Source organism: Amycolatopsis sp. lyj-84 (genome assembly GCF_046549075.1).
Taxonomy (GTDB): domain Bacteria; phylum Actinomycetota; class Actinomycetes; order Mycobacteriales; family Pseudonocardiaceae; genus Amycolatopsis.
In genome coordinates this window covers 173,872-193,053 of record NZ_JAJPWO010000018.1, presented here as the reverse complement: position 1 = coordinate 193,053, position 19,182 = coordinate 173,872, and the positions used below count along the sequence as shown (strand labels likewise).

At 68.5% G+C, this 19,182-nt stretch carries 13 protein-coding genes; 8 read left to right on the top strand and 5 right to left on the bottom strand.

Translation table 11 applies throughout. The features are described 5' to 3' along the window. From ACLJRM_RS38910 to ACLJRM_RS38895, 4 genes are all read right to left on the bottom strand, one after another. Positions 1-476: DUF222 domain-containing protein (locus ACLJRM_RS38910; RefSeq protein WP_410665904.1), on the bottom strand; the 476-nt coding region annotated here is incomplete at its 3' end. Between the two features lie 344 nt (positions 477-820). Continuing rightward, positions 821-5,704, bottom strand: a complete 4,884-nt coding sequence (locus tag ACLJRM_RS38905; RefSeq protein ID WP_410665900.1) for a DNA repair ATPase — start codon at positions 5,702-5,704, stop codon at positions 821-823. Next, a complete protein-coding gene (locus ACLJRM_RS38900; protein WP_233223826.1) occupies positions 5,701-7,647 on the bottom strand; it encodes a flotillin family protein in 1,947 nt (648 codons plus the stop codon). Before ACLJRM_RS38900 ends, ACLJRM_RS38905 begins: the two co-directional genes overlap by 4 nt. Positions 7,648-7,728: 81 nt before the next feature. Then, positions 7,729-8,343, bottom strand: coding sequence for a hypothetical protein (locus ACLJRM_RS38895; RefSeq protein ID WP_410665899.1), 615 nt, complete (start codon positions 8,341-8,343; stop codon positions 7,729-7,731). A gap of 281 nt (positions 8,344-8,624) precedes the next feature. On the opposite strand from ACLJRM_RS38895, the gene ACLJRM_RS38890 reads away from it, so the two are divergent. The 5 genes from ACLJRM_RS38890 to ACLJRM_RS38870 are packed head-to-tail and all read left to right on the top strand — an operon-like array spanning position 8,625 to position 13,763. Next, a complete protein-coding gene (locus ACLJRM_RS38890) occupies positions 8,625-9,062 on the top strand; it encodes a hypothetical protein (protein ID WP_101612738.1) in 438 nt (145 codons plus the stop codon). Positions 9,063-9,085: 23 nt separating this feature from the next. After that, positions 9,086-11,185 carry a (Fe-S)-binding protein gene (locus ACLJRM_RS38885; RefSeq protein ID WP_410665898.1) on the top strand — a complete coding sequence of 700 codons (2,100 nt, stop codon included), beginning with the start codon at positions 9,086-9,088 and terminating at the stop codon, positions 11,183-11,185. A gap of 48 nt (positions 11,186-11,233) precedes the next feature. Continuing rightward, on the top strand, positions 11,234-12,157 hold the full coding sequence (locus tag ACLJRM_RS38880; RefSeq protein WP_410665897.1) for a metal ABC transporter substrate-binding protein: 924 nt from the start codon (positions 11,234-11,236) through the stop codon (positions 12,155-12,157). After that, a complete protein-coding gene (locus tag ACLJRM_RS38875) occupies positions 12,154-12,897 on the top strand; it encodes a metal ABC transporter ATP-binding protein (RefSeq protein ID WP_410665896.1) in 744 nt (247 codons plus the stop codon). The genes ACLJRM_RS38880 and ACLJRM_RS38875 overlap by 4 nt, the downstream gene beginning before the upstream one ends. After that, positions 12,894-13,763 (top strand): metal ABC transporter permease, encoded by an 870-nt coding sequence (locus ACLJRM_RS38870; RefSeq protein WP_174720519.1) that lies wholly within the window; start codon positions 12,894-12,896, stop codon positions 13,761-13,763. Before ACLJRM_RS38875 ends, ACLJRM_RS38870 begins: the two co-directional genes overlap by 4 nt. A gap of 4 nt (positions 13,764-13,767) precedes the next feature. On the opposite strand, the gene ACLJRM_RS38865 is transcribed toward ACLJRM_RS38870, so the two are convergent. Continuing rightward, the gene (locus ACLJRM_RS38865) at positions 13,768-14,934 is read right to left on the bottom strand and encodes a PucR family transcriptional regulator (protein WP_101612734.1); all 1,167 of its coding nucleotides are present in this window, start codon (positions 14,932-14,934) and stop codon (positions 13,768-13,770) included. Between the two features lie 306 nt (positions 14,935-15,240). On the opposite strand from ACLJRM_RS38865, the gene ACLJRM_RS38860 reads away from it, so the two are divergent. Genes ACLJRM_RS38860 through ACLJRM_RS38850 form a run of 3 tightly spaced genes read left to right on the top strand, consistent with a single transcriptional unit; the run spans position 15,241 to position 19,129 of the window. Further along, a complete protein-coding gene (locus ACLJRM_RS38860) occupies positions 15,241-16,056 on the top strand; it encodes an ABC transporter ATP-binding protein (protein WP_101612733.1) in 816 nt (271 codons plus the stop codon). 17 nt (positions 16,057-16,073) lie between these two features. Further along, positions 16,074-17,051 (top strand): ABC transporter substrate-binding protein, encoded by a 978-nt coding sequence (locus ACLJRM_RS38855; RefSeq protein ID WP_410665895.1) that lies wholly within the window; start codon positions 16,074-16,076, stop codon positions 17,049-17,051. Further along, positions 17,051-19,129 (top strand): iron ABC transporter permease, encoded by a 2,079-nt coding sequence (locus tag ACLJRM_RS38850; RefSeq protein WP_101612731.1) that lies wholly within the window; start codon positions 17,051-17,053, stop codon positions 19,127-19,129. Before ACLJRM_RS38855 ends, ACLJRM_RS38850 begins: the two co-directional genes overlap by 1 nt. Positions 19,130-19,182: the final 53 nt, after the last annotated feature.

The following is a 19,182-nucleotide window of genomic DNA, read 5'->3' as shown; positions in this document are numbered from 1 at the left end:
CGGCGGCCTTCACGATGCCGCTCGGTACGGTGAGCGGCGCCTTCGCGGTCGACTGTGAGTGCCGCGTGGCTCGCCGCTTTCCGGATCTGCCCGGAGTTCTTGTCCGGTAACCGGTCCTCCAGGAGGGCGTCGGCGGCGAGGGCGTTGTCGTCGGATAGCCACGCGGTGGCGGCGGCGACTTTCATCGCGCCGAAACCGTCCACTTTTCCTTGGTCCATCAAGCCCAGTGTGCGGGGCAGGCGGGTGGTCAACGCTTCGGCCGCGGCGACCATCGCACCCGCGTGATTGTCCACAAGAGACAACGCGAACGCGACCTCCTGGGTGACACTGCGGGCGCCGTCGCGATGCCGGTTCAGCTGCGCCAGGGCCCGGAACCGGACCGCTTCCAATCGCGCGATCCCCGCTGACGCGGCTTGGGCGACAGCGACGGAATCGGTGTCGCCCAAGGAATCGACAGCAGCGTTGACCGACTCCAACAGGCCAGGGTCGGTGAGTTTCTCAAGGAGCGCCACAGGTGTGGCTTTGTAGGTGTCCACCTGATCAACATACGACCGGCCACCGACAATTTCCGATCATACGGCCACAGCAACCCGTTGCCGAATTCCGGCAATGAAGGCTCGGCGAACCGACCAGATCAGGGCCCGACACCGACCACAGCACCAACGGCCACCCGGAATCATTCGGCCATCGTGAAGCGTCGCCGAATTCCGACAACAAAGCCCCAGCGAACCACCAGGCCATCCGACCACGCAACCCGTCGCCGAATTCCGGCAACGCGTTCCCGGCAGCCGAAATCCGACCGCCGAGAACGCACAAGCCCCTACATCACGTCCCGCACGACCATCCGTTCCGAAGCCCGCTCGATCGCCGCTTCCACGGCACCGACCCGGTCCGCCAGCAGGCCCATCGCGCCGACCGCGCGGCTCATCGGGTCCTCGTCGTCCCCGCCGAGTGCCTGCGATCGCAGATAAGCCGCCTTGACGTCCGCCCACCGCTGCGCCTCCGAGGCGCTCAGCCGTCCGCGCAATTCCGCCAGTTTGAGCAGGTTGGACTCGGCACCCGAGGTCAGCGTCTGCGCCTCGCCGGCGTAGTGGTCGTCGATCAGCGCTTCGAGTTCGGCGTCGTTCATCGCGGGCACGATCCGCCCGGCGAGCTTGTTCATGTTCCGGTACGAACCCTGTAGCTGGAAAGGTGGTTCGACCCGGGACGCGTCCGCCTGCGCCGCCGAAGCGATGTACGCCTGGTTGTTCTTCAGGATGATCCGCTGCACCTGGATCAGTTTCCGCAGCACGGCGAGGATCTGCTCCAGTTCGGTCGCCGAGTACGCGTGCTTCAGCTGATCCGCCCGTACCGAGCCGTCGCCGCGCGCCAGCCGCACGAGAACGTCCACATCGGACCGTTCGCGTGAGACAAGCGGTGCCAGCACGGTGTTCGCGGTGAGCGAGTTCTCGATGTAGCTCAGTGCGAACAGCTCTTCCTTGCCCGACAGTACATCGCCGAGGTTCCACACGTCGGCACGGTTGGCGAGCATGTCCGGGATCCGGAAACGCTTGCCCTGCTCGGTGTACGGGTTGCCCGCCATGCAGACGGCGAACCGCTTGCCGCGCAGGTCATAGGTCCGTGTCCGGCCGTCCCAGACGCCTTCCATCCGTCGCTGCGCGTCGCACAGCGAAATGAACTTCTGCAACAGCTCCGGCGACGTGTGCTGGATGTCGTCCAGGTACAACAACACGTTGTTGCCCTGCTCCAGCGCGAACGAGATCTTTTCGACCTCTTGCCGCGCGGTCGCGTTGGGCGCGTCCGCCGGATCGACCGACGTGACGTCGTGCCCGAGCGCCGGCCCGTTCACCTTGACGAACACCAGCCCGAGGCGGCTCGCGACGTACTCCATGAGTGTCGTCTTGCCGTATCCCGGCGGCGAGATGAGCAGCAGCAGACCGGACTGGTCGGTGCGCCGGGCATCGCCGGTCGCGCCGAGCTGCTTGGCGAGGTTGTCGCCGATCAACGGCAGGTAGACCTCGTCGAGCAGCCTGTTGCGCACGAAGGCGCTCATCACCTTCGGCTTGTACTCGCCGAGCCGCAGCCTGTCCCGCTCGGCGGCCACGAGTTCGTTGCGCTGCCGCTGATACGCCCGGAAACCCGGCACCCGGTCACGCCGGAACCGCCCCGTCCTGGCCAGCGTCTCGTCGAGCCGCAGGGTCAGGGACCGGTTGACGATCCGCGGATGCGAGCCGAGCAGACCGTCCACGGTGGCCGAAAGCTCGGCCGAGGAATCGTACCGGGGCAGTTCGGCCAGTTCGATCGCGACGGCCTCCGCCAGTTCGTCGCCCGGCAGGCCCGCTGAGTCCACAAAGGACGTCAGCCAGGCTTCGGCGAGCTGGTGCCGGTCGGCGAGGTCTTCGAGGGCACGGAGGTCCTCGGCGAAGCTCCGGCGGTCGAGCCGGAACTTGTCGAGCAGCGTCCGCGCTCCGCCGCTGGTGACGAATCCCGGCGATGCGTCGGCCAGTTCCTCGAACAGGTACTCGCCGGCGAATTCGAGGTCCAGCGCCAGTCCGGACGACGCGGCGAAAGCGGTCATCGCCTCGGTGAACTCCCGCGCCAGCGAGTCGATCGCCGTGGTGTGCCCGAACGCCTCCCGCACCCGCGCGAGCGACGCGGCACGCGTCGTCCACGCGGACTTCGCCGCCTCTTCGGCACCGAAAGCCCAGAACAGCTGAGCGGCGGCCCTCGCGGCGGGCGGGTAGCGCAGCAGTCCGGCGGCGGACCGCAGGCGCAGCAACGCGGACAGGATCGCGGCGGCGTCGTGATCGTGCACGCCGCGCGCGTAGCCCTCGTCGTAACGGTCCCCCGCGGCGCGCCGGACGACCTCGAGCAGCTCGGCGTCCGGCAAATCGGGCTTCTCGAGCAGGATCGACGTGGCCAGGTACTCCGCGCGATAGACCTCGGGCGATTCCGAGACCAGCAGTTGATCCCAGTACGGCCGCGTCGCCTCGAACGATTCGTCCCGCACGGGCGAGCGGTAGTCGGTCCCGGTGATCGCGAACTTCATCCCGCCGTCGTGCGGCACCAGGGTGAGGTCGATGTCCTGCGTGTTGACCGCGAAGGTGTTGCGGCCCAGGCGGATCGTCTCCCCGCCCTCGCCGTACAGGTCGAGTCTGTCGCGCAGCGCGCGGCCTGCTTCCTGACGGGCGGCCTTGACCCGGCCTTCGAGTTCTTCGGCGCGCACCTGGTCACCGAGGTCACGCAGTTCGGCGACGACGCTGCGCAGCTTCGCGACCATGGGGTCGGAGGCGAAGTACGTGTTGATCTCGTCGACCGAACCGAGCGTGCCGACCCGCCTGGTCACACTCGACAGGATCCGCCCCGCCGAATCGACCAGCCGGTCCGCGCGGCGTGCGCGTTCGTCGAGCAACGCTTGTTTGCGCGAGGAGAACGCCTCGTAGACGTCCGTGCGCTTCTCGCCGAGCGAAGCCAGGAAGTCGTCGAACTCGCCGAACCGCGATTCGAGGTTTTCCAGCTGCAGCAGCAATCTGCCGAGCTGCTCGTCGCACCGGTCCGGGGTGTCCGCGACCGCGAGCCCGCCGGTGATGGCCTGCGCCAGCAGGGCGAACTCGGCGGCGAACTCCGCCCGGCCCTCGGTCTCCAGCAGTTCCTTGCGCCGCGCCTCGAGCGTGGCCCGGGCCCGGTTGACGCCGCCGATGACCTCGCCGACGCGTTCGAGGATCTTCGTCCGCACCACCGCGTCCGCGATCTCCAGCCCGCCGACGACGTCGGTGAGGACTTCGAGCCCGCCGGACTGCTCGTCCAGCTGCTCGGCGACCGGAACCGCCTCGGCGACGGTGGAGATCGCGCCCGCGGCGTCGATCAGCCTGTCGACCTCGGCGTGATAGCTCGTGAACGCGTCTTCGCCCTGCAGGAACCGGACGGCCCGCTGCGCGGCTTCGCCGAACTCCGTGTCGAGGTCGGCTATCAACTTGTCGACACGGTCGGTGTCGACGTAGCGCAGTTCCCGCACGGTGACGAGATGTCCTCGCGCGCGGTGCATCTCGGCGAGCCTGCGCACCCACGCGTCGGCCGCGTTCAGCGCCTCGCCGCGCACCTTGCGCACGAGAGAGGCGGTTTCCGCGGCCGCTTCCTCGACGGCTTCGGCCGCCTGCGCGGTGAGCGAGGTGACCGTCTCGAACTCGTCGAGCACCTGCTCAGCGGTGACCCGGACGTCCGAAAGCGGCGACCGCAGATCACCGAGTTCGGCATCGCCGAGCCAGTGATAGTGGTCGAAAACCCTCGCGCACGCGGCGATCAGCGCCTCGAACACGGCGGCCGACGGCGCCATCTCGCCGACCATCCGGCCGATCGAAAGACAGTCCGAGATCCCGCGGACCAGATCGGCGTTGCCGACCCGCTCCAGCGGCCCCGTCCCGGCAGGCTGCGACGCCGCATAGGTGTCCGATTGGAACGGCGTCCGCCACACCTGCATCGGGTGCACCCGGCTCGGCTCGTCGGACATCGCCCGGAACAGCACCATCGTGCCGTCGTCGAACAGCGAGTACCCGTGGCACGGGATCGGGTTCGAGACCTCTTTGCGGATCACGTTGTACGGCAGGAGAAGCGAACGTCCCTCGGCCCTGGCGTGGAAGACGTAGAGCACGTCCTCCCCGTTGGGCGAGCGGATCACGCGCTCGAATTCGAGACCGTCGACAGTGGTGTCGAACGTCTTGCTGACACCCGTGTCGAGGTAGTAACCGCCGGGGAAGATGATCCCGTGGTCCTCGGGCAGCCGCTGGCACGCCTGCCCGATCCCGTCGAGGCGCACCACGTCCCGGGTGCGCGTGTTGTACACCAGGTACCGGTACTCGGTCTCCTTGTACGGCAGCATCCGAAGCAGGATCAGCGGGCCGATCCTGGCGTAGGAGACTTCCGCGTCGGCGAGGCTCTGCAGCGGCTCGTCGACCGGTTCGGAGTAGACGCCCTCGCCGGTCTCGGTGTTGTTCTCGACCTTGATCGTCAGGTTGCCGCCGACGGTCTCGACGAACACCTCGTCCTCGATCGAGATGTGCGGGTGCCGCCCGAGAACGTGCTGCTCACGGCTGGTCTCGACCCACTCGAAGTCGTGCGACGGCGGGAAGACGTGGTCGCGTTCGCCTCGGCTGTCCACATAGGACACCGAGCCGTCGGCGGCGATCGCCCAGCGCAGTACGCGGATGTCCTCGGTCCGCGGACCGATCTGGAACACCGCGAGCAGCTTGCCCTCGACCCGCCGCAGCTGCAGCAGTTTCGCCTGCCGGTAGTAGCGGTACAGCTCGGCGAAGTCGCGGACGAACTGCTCGTCGCGCAGCAGCCCCGGCAGTTCTTCGGCGGGCACGTCGTCGAAGCGGAAGGCTTCTTCGTCGTGGCTGAACCCGTGCAGCGAGAAGACGTCGTCGACCGTCGTTTCGGGTTTGAGCCCGATGAAGACGTTGTAGCCGAACAACATCCGCCCGCCGACCGAAACGACGTCCCGCGGCACGCAGTTGTTCGCGGTGCGGATCCGTTCCGTGCCGATCAGCGCGAGCTGTGCGCTGCCGAAGATCCCGAGCCGCGCGGTGTTGAGCTCGTCCGCGCGTTTCGCCAGTTCGGCGGCCTGTGCGGCGAGCCGGGCGCGGAGCACCTCATAGGTGCCCGCGTCCAGCTGCTCCGTTCCTGCCGCCGGTTCGGTCGTCGTCACTGCTTCGCGGGGGCGAGGGCGGCGACGGACTGGTCGGCGAGGCCGAGCCGCTGCGCCATCGACAGCAGCTCACGCAGCTTGTCGCTGTCCGGGCCGCCCGCCTGCAGCTGCTTGGCCAGGAAGGCCGACAGCGTCAGGTTCTTCACGTCCTCGGTGCTCACCGAGCCGACCAGTTTGGTCAGGTCGTCGGTGAAGCTGCCCGAACCGTCGAGCCACGACTTCCCCAGCGTCTGGACGACGTCCGAGTGCTCGACGAACCCGTCCACGCTCTTGCCGAGCCCGATCGAGCCGATGACCTTTTCGAAGAACATCGTCTCGCCGCCGACGATGTCGATGTCGGCCTTCTCCAGACCGATGCCGAGCACCGTGGCCTGCGCTTCGGCGACCTCGCGCTGCACGTTGAGGGCGGCGAGCCGGATCTCCTTCTCGGCCTCCAGGCGCAGGCGGTACTCCTCGTGCTGGCGGCTGGCGGTGTCGAGAGCGGCCATCGCGGCGGCCTTCTCGGTGAGACCTTCGGCCTCGCCCTTGAGCTTGTCGCGCATGCCGTCGGCGAGCACGATCGCCTTCTCGCGCTCGACGATCGCCTCGGCGCGGCCGACCTTCTCCAGCGCGTCGGCGTCGCGTTCCTTGACCTGCGCCGCGGCCAGGCCGATCGCGGCCTCCTCGGCCTGGATCCCTTCCGCCAGGCGGATCTTCGCGCGGGTGTCCAGTTCGGCGGTCTGCTGGCGCGCCTCGGCCAGCGTCAGTTCCTCGCGGGCCTTGTGCTTCGACGCGGCCTCGGCTGCTTCCGCGGCCTTGATGTCCTTGACGAGGCTTTCCTGCGCCTCCGCCTCGGCCCGGATGATGATGGCCGAGCGCTGACGCTCCGCTTCTTCGACGACGCGGAGCTTCTTGATGTTCTCTTCCTGCTCCGCCACGGTCTTCTCGACCGCGATCCGCTCACGGATCACCTCGGCGATGGACCGCTTCTCGGTCTCGACTTCCTTGTCCTTGGCGATCCGGGACAGCTCGGTCTCGCGTTCGCGGCCGATGACCTCGAGGAGCCTGTCCTTCTCGATGCGCTCGCTCTCGATGGCGATCACGCGCTCACGGTTCTTGCCCGCGACCTCGATCTCACGCTGCTGGTTCTGGTGCTGGATGCCCAGCTGTTCGTCCGTGCGCAGATCGGCGGCCTGCGACTTGAGCCGCTCTTCCGCCTGCACCTTGGCGATCTCGGCCTCTTCGCGCGCCCGCATGGTCTCGACCTCGCGGCGCTGCTTGATCTCGGCGTCGGCCTGCCGTCGCTCCAGTTCGAGGATCGCTTCGCGGGCGTCCACGTTCTGGCGCGTGATCTCTTTTTCCTCGCCGCGGCGGAACTCGTTGGTGCGCACGTGCTCGATCGCGGTCAGCTCGGTGATCTTGCGGATACCCTGCGCGTCGAGGATGTTCGCGGAGTCGAGCTGCGACATCGGCGTCTGCTCGAGGTAGTCGATCGCCGCGTCCTCGAGGCTGTACCCGTTGAGGTCGGTGCCGATGACGCGGATGATCTGGTCGCGGAATTCGTGGCGCTTGGTGTAGAGATCCACGAAGTCGAGCTGCTTCCCGACGGTTTTCAACGCCTCGGAGAACTTGGCGTTGAACAGTTCCTGCAGCGTCGCCTCGTCGCTCGCGCGTTCGGTGCCGATCGCCTGCGCGACCTTGATCACGTCCTCGACGGTCTTGTTGACCCGGACGAAGAACGAGATCCGGATGTCGGCGCGGATGTTGTCCCGGCAGATCAGGCCTTCACGGCCGGTACGGGTGATTTCCATCGCCTTGACCGAAGTGTCCATGATTTCGGCCTTGTGCAGCACCGGAAGGACGATCGCACCGGTGAAGGTGACGTCCACCCGGCGGACCTTCGAGATGATCAGTGCCTTCCCCTGCGGCACCTTCTTGAACAACCTGGTGATCGTGAAGAGCAAGACCAGGAGGATGACAACTATCACGGCGATCAGAACGCCGGCCCCCACGCTGATGGCACCCATAGTGTTCCTTTTCTGCTTTTAGATGTCCAAGGACTCGACCCAGAAGAACTCGCCTTCGGAGTCGTAGTCATAGAGAACTACGCGGCTCCCCGCCGTCAGGTTGCCTTGACCCGCCTGCCGAACGTCCACAATGGCCGACGATCCGTCGGCGGCGGTGGCTTCGGCCTGGCCGAAGTCGTGGGTGACGGACGAGGTGCGGATGACCGCGGCACGACCGACGAAGTCCCTCCGGCTCGGTTCCTTCGCGGGACCGAACACCCGGCGCAGTGGCACCACGATCACCCTCGTCCCGAGTGTGCCGAGGACGAGCGCGACGGCGACCACGCCGACGCCGAACCCGATCCTCGAAGGTGTCGAAAGCTCCAAGTCATCGAGAAGAACCGTTCCTGCCAGGCTGGCGAACCAGGTGAATGCGATCAGCAAAGAGAGCGAAATGGACAGTGGGACCCCGCCGAAGCCCGCCAGGAGCCCTTCGCCACCGCCGAATTCGACAGAGTCTTCGATGTCGACGGCGCCGAGCAGCGCCAGCAGCCAATAGCCGATCACCACGATCAGCAGGAAGCTGAAGAGCACGGCCGGAAACCCCAAAGCCGCGGTGACGAACCCGCCCATCGCCGTCGTTCCCTCCCCCATTACCCCGGGTCAGGACTATAACCAGCGCGTGACACCGGGCGGGCCGTTTTCGGCTACGAGTGGGTCACGGTGTGCGGAAGCGTGCGCGAAGGTCGTCACCCTCGCCGCAAGTAGTCCTCCAGTGGCGAAGGGGAGCCACTCCCGAGGCCCGGGCGGGTGCGGAGCGTTACGCCGACCGGCCGCCCGGAAGCCATCCGGTTGGACCTGTCGCGCCACCGGAGCGCCCCCTACTCTCCAGTATTGAGAGTGACACAGGACACACCACGGTCTTGGGAGGCTCCATGGGGTGGCACGTTCGCGAGGTGATCGACGGGGATCAGCGCGAACGGCGGATCCGCCACGTCACCCGATGTCTGAGCTGCACGCTCACCTGCGTCCATTGTGGACTTCCGGCCGGATTCGCCCTCCCCGTGGGACATCCCGGACTCGGCGTTGTCGAGCACCTCCCTGGCTCGACAACGCCCGGCCTGCCCGACCTCGCCCTGCTGCACCGGTTCTGCCGGGACAACCTCGCCGCGGAACCCGGTATCGCGCTCAGGCGCGCTTACCTCGGACTGGCGACCGAACTCTTCGAAGCGGGACGGCGGATCCGCCGCCTCCGCAGGCTCGGCGTGCATCCGCCACGGCCGGGACACCTCGAGGCCTACCGAAAACGGTGGCGAGTGGCCAAAATGCGGTACGCCTGCAAGGCGTGCCGGTACTACACCGGCTCTCACTGAGCCGATTCTCCCCCGGAGGACTCGTGCTCGTTCGTCTCATCCTCGGCCTGCTCATCACCGTCGCCGGTCTCGCCTTCGCCGCCCGCCGCGCCGCCTGGCTCGCCAAACTCATCCGATCCGGCCAGCCGGACGAAAAACGGTCGGACGTCATGGCCGTGCGCGCGAAAACGCATCTGGCCGAGGTCTTCGGGCAGCGCAAGCTGCTGAAGTGGTCCGTCCCCGGGCTCGCGCATCTGTTCACGTTCTGGGGCTTCGTGATCCTCGGCTCGGTCTACGTCGAGGCGTACGGCGCCCTGTTCGACCACGACTTCCACATCCCGCTCATCGGGCACTGGGCGGTGCTGGGGTTCCTGCAGGACTTCATCGCTGTCGCGGTCGTCGCCTCGCTCGTGGTCTTCGCGGTCATCCGGATCCGCCAGGCCCCGGAACGCAAGGACCGCGCGTCCCGGTTCTTCGGTTCGCACACCGGCGGCGCCTGGCTGATCCTGTTCATGATCTTCAACGTGATCTGGACGATGTTCCTCTTCCGCGGCGCGTCGGCGGCGGTCGGCGTCTTCCCGTACGAGTCGGGCGCATGGGTCTCCCTCGGCGTCGGCGAACTCCTGGAGCCGCTCGGCCCCTCGGTCACCGAGCCGCTGGAGACGGTCGGGCTGCTGCTGCACATCGGTGTCATGCTGGCGTTCCTGTCGATCGTGCTCTACTCCAAGCACCTGCACATCTTCCTGGCACCGATCAACGTCACCGCCAAACGACTCCCCGACGCGCTCGGCCCGCTGCTGCCGATGGAGTCCGGCGGCAAGCCGATCGACTTCGAGGATCCGGGCGAGGACGACACCTTCGGCCGCGGCAAGATCGAGGACTTCACCTGGAAGGGCATGCTCGACTTCGCCACCTGTACCGAATGCGGCCGCTGCCAGTCGCAGTGCCCGGCGTGGAACACCGGGAAACCGTTGTCCCCCAAACTTTTGATCATGGATCTGCGTGACCACCTTTTTGACAGCGCGCCCTACATCCTGGACGGCAAGGAGCCTCCCCAGGAGCGTCCGCTCGTCGGCAAGAAGGAGGACTTCGGCGTCATCGACCCGGAGGTCCTCTGGTCCTGCACCTCCTGCGGCGCCTGCGTCGAGCAGTGCCCGGTGGACATCGAGCACGTCGACCACATCGTCGACATGCGCCGCTACCAGGTGATGATCGAATCGGCCTTCCCGAGCGAGCTCGGCGTCCTGTTCAAGAACCTCGAGACCAAGGGGAACCCCTGGGGCCAGAACAACTCCGACCGGCTCGCCTGGACCAAGGACCTCGGCTTCGAGGTACCGATCTTCGACGGCGAACTCGCCGACGACGTCGAGTACGTCTACTGGGTCGGCTGCGCGGGCGCGTTCGACGACAACGCCCGCAAGACCGTCCGAGCCACCGCGGAACTGCTGCATCTGGCCGGGGTCGAGTACACGATCCTCGGCACCGACGAGTCCTGTACCGGTGACCCGGCCCGCCGGTCCGGCAACGAGTTCCTCTTCCAGATGCTCGCCCAGCAGACCGTCGAGACGCTGAACGCGGTGTTCGAGGGCCGCGAACCGGGGACGCGCAAGATCGTCACCACCTGCCCGCACTGCCTGAACACGCTCGGCCGCGAGTACCCGCAACTCGACGGGCACTACGAGGTCCTGCACCACACGCAACTGCTGAACCGCCTGGTCCGCGCCAAGAAGCTGACCCCGGTCAAACCGGTCGACGCCGGCCCGGTGACCTATCACGACCCGTGCTACCTCGGCCGCCACAACAAGGTCTACGAGCCGCCGCGTGAACTCGTCGGCGCGACCGGCGCCACGCTCAGCGAGATGCCCCGGCACGCCGACCGCTCGCTCTGCTGCGGCGCCGGGGGCGCGCGGATGTGGATGGAGGAGCAGATCGGCAAGCGCATCAACCTCGAACGCGTCGACGAAGCGCTCGGCACGGACGCCGAAACCATCGTCACCGGCTGCCCGTTCTGCCGCGTGATGCTGAACGACGGCCTCGTGCAGCGGCAAAGCGAGCAGCGTGGCGAGAACGTCACCGTGCGCGACGTCTCCCAGCTACTGCTGGAGACCGTGCGTGAACGAGACCGGACCGCGACCGAGATTTGAGGCACACGAGAGTTGGAAGTTCGGCATACCGAACTCTAGACTCACGGGATGGCGAATCTCCGCAAGACCGTCTGCGCGCTGGCCGCGTCGGCGCTCGCCCTGACCGCGTGCGGCGCGGGCAACGGAACGAGCGGCGGCACGGACGACAAGCGGCCGGTGGTGCTGACCACGTTCACGGTCTTGGCGGACATCGCCGCGAACGTCGCGGGCGACAAGCTCCGGGTCGAATCGATCACCAAACCCGGCGCCGAAATCCACGGTTACGAGCCCACCCCGGACGACATCAAGAAGGCCGCGAAGGCCGATCTGATCCTCGACAACGGGCTGAACCTGGAGGCCTGGTTCGCCCGGTTCGTCTCGGAGAGCGACGCGCCGCACAAGGTGGTCAGCGAGGGTGTCCAGCCCATCGCCATCGGCGAAGACTCCTACCAGGGCAAGCCGAACCCGCACGCGTGGATGTCGCCGAAGAACGTCGGGATCTACGTCGACAACATGGTCAAGGCGTTCAGTGAGGTCTCCTCCGGAGACGCCGCCGTGTTCAAGGCCAACGGTGACGCCTACAAGGCGAAACTGCAGGCGGTCCAGGACGAGATGACCGGCGCCCTGAGCGGGCTGCCGCAGAACGAGCGCGCGCTGGTCACCTGTGAGGGCGCTTTCTCCTACCTGGCGCGCGATACCGGTCTCACCGAGCAGTACATCTGGGCGGTCAACGCCGAACAGCAGGCGACGCCCCAGCAGATCACCCGCGCCATCGGGTTCGTCAAGGAGAACAAGGTCCCCGCGGTGTTCTGCGAGTCGACCGTCTCCGACGCCCCGATGCGCCAGGTCGTCTCCGCGACCGGTGCCGCGTTCGGCGGTGTCCTCTACGTCGATTCCCTGTCCGGTCCCGAAGGCCCGGTGCCGACCTACCTCGACCTCATCCGCCACGACTCGAAGACGATCGTGGCCGCCCTCACCGGAGCGAAGCCGTGAGCGCCGCGATCCGCGTCGAGGACGTCACCGTCCATTACGGCGAGGTCCTGGCCCTCGACGGGGTCGACGTCTCCCTCGAACACGGCCGCGTCTGCGGGCTGATCGGGATGAACGGCTCGGGGAAGTCGACCCTGTTCAAGACGATCATGGGCATGGTCCGGCCGGACTCCGGCACGGTGTCGGTCGACGGCGGCCCGCCCGTCCGCGCGCGCAAGACCGGCGCGATCGGGTACGTGCCGCAGAGCGAGGACGTCGACTGGTCGTTCCCGCTGTCGGTGCGGGACGTCGTGATGATGGGGCGCTACGGACATCTCGGCTTCACCAGGAGGCCGCGGCGCGCCGACCACGAGGCCGTCGAACTGGCGCTGGAGCGGGTCGAACTGACCGAACTCGCCGGACGTCAGATCGGGCAGTTGTCCGGCGGGCAGCGCAAACGCGCGTTCGTCGCGCGCGGGATCGCCCAAGGCGCCCGCGTCCTGCTGCTGGACGAGCCGTTCGCCGGGGTGGACAAGCGGTCCGAAGCCACGATCACGCGGCTGCTCAAGGAACTGGCGGCCGACGGCGCCGCGGTCCTCATCTCCACCCACGACCTGCACGCGCTGCCCGGCCTCGCCGACGAGGCGATCCTGCTGATGCGCAAGGTGCTCGCGCACGGCTCCCCCGGCGAGGTACTCCGGCCGGAAAACCTCGCGCTGGCCTTCGGACTCGATGTCCTGCAACGGGAAGAAGAACCCGCGTGAGCCTTTACGACCTGTTCCTCGAACCGCTCTCCTACGACTTCATGGTGCGGGCGCTCGCGTCCACAGTGGTCGCTTCGACGGTCTGCGCGGTGCTTTCCTGCTGGCTGGTGCTGATCGGCTGGTCGCTGATGGGCGACGCCGTTTCGCACGCGGTGCTGCCCGGCGTCGTGCTCGCGTACATCCTCGGTGCCCCGTTCGCGCTGGGCGCCGTCGTCTTCGGTTTCCTCGCCGTGGCCCTGATCGGTGTCGTCCGCGACACCAGCCGCGTCAAGGAGGACGCCGCGATCGGCATCGTGTTCACCACGCTGTTCGCGCTCGGCCTGGTGCTGATTTCGGTGACGCCGAGCCAGACCGACCTGAACCACATCATCTTCGGCAACCTGCTCGGCGTCGACACCTCGGATCTGATCCAGATCGGCGTCCTCGGCGTGATCACGCTCGCCCTGCTGGTGCTCAAACGCCGCGATTTCACCTTGTACGCCTTCGATCCCACGCACGCGCACGCCATCGGCTTCAACCCGCGGCTGCTCGGTGCCGCGCTGCTCGGGCTGCTCGCGCTGACCGCGGTGGTCGCGCTGCAGGTGGTCGGCGTGATCCTGGTGGTGGCGATGCTGATCATCCCCGGCGCGACGGCGTACCTGCTGACCGACCGGTTCGGCCGCATGCTCGTGATCGCGCCGTCGTTCTCGGTGCTCGCCGGGGTGATCGGGCTGTACCTGAGCTACCACCTCGACACCGCGTCCGGCGGGATGATCGTGCTGGTGCAGGGCGCCGGGTTCACGCTCGTGTACCTGTTCGGGCCGCGGCACGGAATCGTCGGGAAACGGCTGGCCAAGCGCAGGCGGGAAGCGGCGCGGGTGGCGTGACGCGTCAGTTCCAGCGGCCGGCGCGCACCCGGGCGACGGCGGCGCCGAGCGCCCGCACGCCCTGGTAGGAACCGGGGTCCATCCCGGCGAGTTCGCGGATCCGCCGGAGCCGGTAGTCGAGGGTCCGCGGGTGGATGTGCAACGCCCCGGCGGTGTTCAGCCGGTTCATGTCGTGCCGGTAGTAGGCGTCGAGCGTGGTCACGAGATCGGGCCCGGCCTCCAGCCGCCGCGCGACCCCGCGCAACCAGTCGTCGACCTGCGGCAACCGGGAGACACCGAGTTCGACGAAGACGTCGGTCATCACGGGCAGCCTGCCCGGCCTGGCCTCGACGGGCGCGACCCGGCTGATCCGCCGGGCGAGCGCGGCGGTGTCCCGCAGCGCCCGGATCCGGCCGGAGGCCGCGCCTGTGGCGCACGGCCGTCCGGTCAGCTCCGCGCACTCCCGGACGAGACCCAGCGCGCGTTCCCGCACCGTTTCGGGGTCCTCACAGGGGAACAGGGCGATCAGTTCACCGGGCTCGGGCCAGGTCATCGGCACCCGCTCGCGTTTCAGCAACGCGCCGATGATCTCCTCGCGCCGTTCCTCCGTCGGCAAGGGACCGCCGGAGAACCGCACGACCGTGATCAGGTACCGGCCGGCGGACCCCAGGCCGAGGCTTTCCGGGAGACCGGGGAGCACCGCCTTGTCGTCGAGCAGTGTCTCGGCGAGTTCCCGCGCTCGTCTGACGAACGGCGTAGCGCGTTGCTGCCCGGCCAGAAAACCCCGGAGATAGGCGTTCTGCCCGGCGAGACCGTTGCCGGGCAGCCAGCCGATCATCTCGGTCACGTGAGCGACCTCGTGCAGGCCCGCCGCCTCGTGGATCTCCCGCAGGGTGAGCACGTCGTGCAGGTCGAGCACGCGCCGTCCGGAAGCCGTGGAAACGCCCTGAGCGCCGCGTTGCTCGCCAAAGGCGGCCAGTACCGCCAGATCCTCGCCGGTGAAAGGCGCGCCGTCGGCGGCGAGTTCGACCTCCCGGCGCCTGAGCAGGACGGCGAAGTCCAGCATCGAGGCGCGGGCCCCGTCCATCCGTGCCGCCGCCCGGAAATCGGGCACCTCGCTCAGGTAGACGTCGACGGCCCGCCGCGCGTTGTGGTCCACGCGGTCCCACAGCAGTTTGTAGAGACCTTCCATGTCCCCTCCCCCGCCTTGTTCGCCGGGAAGGCTACGGACGACGACTGGACGTTTTCTGGATCGCCCGGACGGGGTAGCGGCGGGACCCGCGCCGGGCGCAGGTCCGTGAAGGACTCCTTGAGGGCCCCTGGGTCCCTCAAAGTTCCCCTCACCCTGACGGCGCTGAGCGTCTCCAATGCCGCATTGGGGGCAGCAGCTCTCGCGAGGCGTGGGGGCGACCGCCGCCTGCGGTAACCGGACAATCACCCCGCGCTCTGTGTCACTCACGACATCGGCCTGACCGCACGATTAGGTTAGGCTCCCCTCATGTCTACGGAAGACGCGCTGCTCACCGGCCATGACCTGGTGCTCGCGCACCATGAGCGGGCCGTGGTGGACGGCGTGTCCCTGTCGCTGCGTGCCGGGACGGTGACCGCGCTGGTCGGGCCGAACGGCTCCGGCAAGTCGACGCTCCTGCGTTCGCTGGCGCGGCTGCACAAGCCCCGCGAGGGCACCGTCCAGCTGGGCGACCGCACCGTCTGGGGCGGGAACGCGTTGTCCGGCAAGGAATTCGCCCGCCAGGTCACGTTGCTGACCCAGCACCGGCCCACCCCCAGCGGGGTCTCCGTGCGCGACGTCGTCTCCTACGGCCGCTACCCGTACCGCTCGGGTTGGCGCGGGGTCGACACCGACGGCGCCACCGCGATCCGCCGCGCGATGGAACTGACCGGCGTGACGCCGATGGCCGAACGCGGGGTCGACGAACTCTCCGGCGGCGAGCTCCAGCGTGTCTGGCTCGCGTCCTGCCTCGCGCAGCAGACGTCGGTGCTGCTGCTCGACGAGCCCACCAACCATCTCGACCTGCGCTACCAGGTCGAGATCCTCGACGTCGTCCGCGATCTGGCCAACGAAGGCGTCGCGGTCGGTGTGGTGCTGCACGATCTCGACCACGCGGCGATCATCGCCGACGAGGTCGTGCTGCTGAGCGAGGGAACCATCGTGGCCACGGGTGACATCGGGCAGGTGCTCTCCACCGAGCACCTTTCCCAGGCCTACGGCGTCACCGTCCACGTCGCGAACGACCCGGTGACGGGCGCGATCCACTGCAGGCCACTCGGGCGGCATTCGCCCAGGCCCGCCTGAGAAAACCAGGAAGAACCATGCGTTTGCTGACCCCTGCCGTCCTCGTCGCGACGGCGGCGTTGCTGCTGTCCGCCTGCGGCACCACCGAGACCCCCACGGCCGCGCCCAGCGAATCCGCCGCCGCGACCGGGCCGGTCACGGTGACCGACGCGCGCGGCAAGGCCGTCACCCTCAAGGCCCCCGCCAAGCGCGTCGTCGCGCTCGAGTGGGGCGAGGCCGAGATGGTCGCTTCGCTCGGTGTCATGCCGGTCGGCGCGGCGGACGTCGCGGGCTACAACGTCTGGGACAAGGCCGTTCCGCTGACCGCCGAGGTCAAGGACGTCGGCAAGCGCAACGAGCCCAGCGTCGACGCGATCGTCGGGCTGAACCCCGACGTCGTCATCATCGCCGAGGAGCGCGACTCGCCCCTGGTGCCGCAGATCGAGAAGTACGTCCCGGTCGTGGTCACCAAGACCAGTGACGCGAGCCGCAACTTCGACCGCCTGCGCGAGGACTTCAAGCTGATCGCCAAGACGGTCGGCAAAGAGGCCGAGGCGGACAAGCAACTGTCCGAAATGGACGCCAAGCTCGCCGAGGGCAAGAAGGCCGTCGAGGCCAAGGGCGCCGCGGGCATCCCGTTCCTGATGGCCGACGCCTACCTCGAAGGCAGCACCGTCAGCATCCGCCCGTTCGGCAAGGGTTCGCTGGTCTCCGACACCGCCGAGGCCGTCGGCGCGAAGAACGTCTGGACCGGCCAGGTCGACCCGCAGTGGGGTCTCGGCCAGACCGACGTCGAGGGCCTGACCGCGATCACCGACCCGAAGACCGTGCTGTTCTACAGCGCGTCCGAAGAGGACGTCTTCACCACCGGGCTCGCGCAGAACGCCGTCTACCAGCGGCTGCCGTTCGTGGTGTCGAAGAAGATCCACAAACTGGAGTCCGGAACGTGGACCTTCGGCGGCCCGAAGTCGATCATCTTCACCGCCGACCAGATCGTGAAGGCTCTCACCGCCTGATGCTCAAAGAAGTCCGAGGTACTTCTTCCCGCCGAGGGCTCAGGAAAACCGCACGTGCGCCGCAAGCCATTCGCACGGTGGTGGTGTCGGCGGGGCTGGTCGCGCTGATCGTCGTTCTCGCCGGCATCCACCTGACCCAGGGCACCTCGACGTCCGGCCCGCTGGACGTGGTGAAGGCGATCTTCGGCCACGGTGACGCGCAAACCCTCGCGGTACTGGAGGGTTCGCGCGTCCCCCGGCTGCTCGCCGCGCTGCTGCTCGGCGTCGCACTCGGTGTCGCGGGCGCGGGAATGCAGTCCGTGGCGCGGAACCCGCTCGCCTCACCCGACACGCTCGCGGTCAACGCGGGCGCGCACTTCGCCGTGGTGGCCATTTCCGCGTTCGGTCTCTCGCTGCCGCTCGTGCCGGTCGGCGGGGCGGCGTTCGCGGGCGGGCTCGCCGCGGCCGTCATCGTGCTCGGCCTGGCGGGCGGCGGTTCGGCGAGTCCGCGGCTGGTGCTCGTCGGCTCGGCGGTACTGCTGGCGCTGCAGTCGGTGACCATCCTGCTGCTGCTCTTGTTCGAGCAGGAGACCTCGGGCCTGTTCGCCTGGGGCAGCGGCTCCCTGACGGTGTCCGATCTGCGGGCGACCGGCCAGATGACGCCGATCGTGGTGATCGCCGTCGTGGCGCTGATCGCGATGGGCCGCAAGCTCGACGTCCTCGCCCTCGGCGACGACAACGCGACCGTGCTCGGTCTCCGGGTCCGCCGGACGCGGATCGGCGCGATCGTGCTGACCGTCGCGCTGACCGCGGCGGCGGTGACCGTCGCCGGACCGGTCGGGTTCGTCGGGCTGAGCGCGCCGGTGATCACGAAGCTGCTGCTGCCGATCGCTAAACATCGTGTGCTGCTGCCGGTGTCCGGGCTGGTCGGCGTGGTGACGGTGCTCGGCGCCGACGTCGTCCTGCGGGCGATCATGGGCTCGGCCGCCGCCGTGCGGGTGCCGACCGGGGTGGTGACCACGATCATCGGCGCCGTCGTGATGGTGTGGCTGGCCCGGCGCGGCCGGGGCAGTGGCTCGCGCCGTCCGGCTCCGGCGGGACGCGTCGGGGTCGCCGGCTCGACCCGGCGGCTCGTGCTGATCTCCGCCGTGCTGGTGGCGCTGCTCGCCGTGATCCCCGTGGCGGGCATGATGTTCGGCGACCGGGTGGTGCTGCTCGGCGACCTGATGAACTGGGTCACCGGCAACACCGGGACCGCGCTCACCTTCGTGCTGGACCAACGGCTTCCGCGCGTCCTCGCCGCACTGCTCGCCGGTGCCGCGCTGGCGGTGTCCGGCTGCGGGATCCAGTCGGTCAGCCGCAACCCGCTCGCCGAACCCGGACTGCTCGGCATCACCGCGGGCGCCGGGCTCGGCGCGATCACGCTGATCACCGTCGTCCCGGTGGCGGGCGCCTGGGCGATCGCGGGTGCCGCGGGCGCCGGTGCCACCGTGGTGTTCCTGCTGGTCTACGGGCTGGCCTGGCGGTCGGGGCTGGATTCGGACCGGCTGGTGATCATCGGCATCGCGGTCTGGTCGGCCGGGATGGCGCTGATCACGCTGCTGATCGTGGTGTCCGACCCGTGGAACTCGGCCAAGGCGCTGACCTGGCTTTCCGGGTCGACCTACGGCCGCACGCTGGAGCAGGTCGCGCCGGTGGCGCTGGCCCTGATCGCGCTGACTCCGTTGCTGTGGCTCAAGCACCGCGAACTGGACCTGCACGCCCTCGACGAGGACACGCCTCGGGTGCTCGGGATGCGCATCGAGCGGTCGCGGCTGGTGATCCTGGGGGCTTCCGGGATCCTGGCGGCCACCGCGGTGTCCGCGATCGGCGTGGTCGTCTTCGTCGGGCTGGTCGCGCCGCATCTGGCGCGGTCGCTGGTCGGCGGGCGGCACGGCCGGATCGTCCCGGTGGCGGCGGCGCTCGGGGCGCTGCTGGTGAGCGTCGCGGACACCCTCGGGCGGACGGTCATCGCACCCGCCCAGATCCCCGCCGGTCTGGTCATCGCGATGGTCGGGACGCCGTACTTCATCCTGGTGCTCTGGCGGACCCGGCCCTGACGAGAGCTGAAGGGGCCCTTCACCGCATCGCATGCGGTGAAGGGCCCCTTCGT

Coding starts and splice junctions, on each gene's coding strand:
- ACLJRM_RS38895 (WP_410665899.1), bottom strand. CDS start 8,343: ATGGGGGAGGGAACGACGGCGATGGGCGGGTTCGTCACCGCGGCTTTG.
- ACLJRM_RS38890 (WP_101612738.1), top strand. CDS start 8,625: ATGGGGTGGCACGTTCGCGAGGTGATCGACGGGGATCAGCGCGAACGG.
- ACLJRM_RS38880 (WP_410665897.1), top strand. CDS start 11,234: ATGGCGAATCTCCGCAAGACCGTCTGCGCGCTGGCCGCGTCGGCGCTC.
- ACLJRM_RS38865 (WP_101612734.1), bottom strand. CDS start 14,934: ATGGAAGGTCTCTACAAACTGCTGTGGGACCGCGTGGACCACAACGCG.
- ACLJRM_RS38860 (WP_101612733.1), top strand. CDS start 15,241: ATGTCTACGGAAGACGCGCTGCTCACCGGCCATGACCTGGTGCTCGCG.
- ACLJRM_RS38855 (WP_410665895.1), top strand. CDS start 16,074: ATGCGTTTGCTGACCCCTGCCGTCCTCGTCGCGACGGCGGCGTTGCTG.
- ACLJRM_RS38850 (WP_101612731.1), top strand. CDS start 17,051: ATGCTCAAAGAAGTCCGAGGTACTTCTTCCCGCCGAGGGCTCAGGAAA.